1 pseudogene is annotated in these 760 nt (G+C 63.0%); it reads left to right on the top strand.

Going from position 1 to position 760, the window contains the following annotated elements:
- Positions 1–77: 77 nt before the first annotated feature.
- Positions 78–760: pseudogene (locus A3730_RS01230) on the top strand (cobyrinate a,c-diamide synthase); the annotation flags it as partial.

Here is a 760-nt window from a genome sequence, read left to right as displayed (position 1 = left end):
GTCAATGGTGCGCCGGTGTTTGTCCCCGGTTAGCGCAACCAGCGTAGCTGGAAAATTAAACGTAAATGAGTCCTACGATGGCAACCTTATTAAATGCCACGGTGCCCGCGGCGCTGATTAGCGCACCGGGTTCCGGGCAGGGTAAATCCCTGATTACCGCCGCGCTGGCAAGGCTGCACCGCAATGCGGGGCGCCGGGTTCGCGTGTTCAAGTTCGGCCCGGACTATCTGGATCCGATGATTCTGGAGCAGGCCAGCGGCGCGCCGGTGTACCAGTTGCAACCGTGGATGACCGGGGAGCATGAATGCCGCTGGCGCCTGGCGCAGGCTGCGCAAGAGGCCGATCTGATTCTGGTGGAAGGCGCCATGGGGCTATTCGACGGCACGCCATCCAGTGCGGATCTGGCGGTGCTGGCGGGTATCCCCGCCTTGCCGGTGATCGACGCCTGGGGCATGGCGCAAACGTTCGGTGCCGTTGCGTTGGGGCTGGCCAATTATCGCGATGATCTGGTGGTCAACGAGGTGATTGCCAACCGGGTGGCCAGCCAACGTCATGGCGATTTGTTGCAGGAAGGTATGCCTGAGGACGTGACCTTGCTGGGCTCGGTGCCCCGGCATCCGGCCATGACCTTGCCCGAGCGTCATTTGGGATTGGTGCAGGCCAGAGAGCTGGCGGATCTGGATGCGCGTCTGGATGAGGCGGCGGCAGTATTGCAGGAGGCAGGGCTGGACCGGTTGCCGCAGCCGGTGCGTTTTTCCGC

The sequence above is a fragment of the Alcanivorax sp. HI0044 genome, from assembly GCF_001634945.1.
This window is presented reverse-complemented; position numbering and strand designations above follow the sequence as displayed.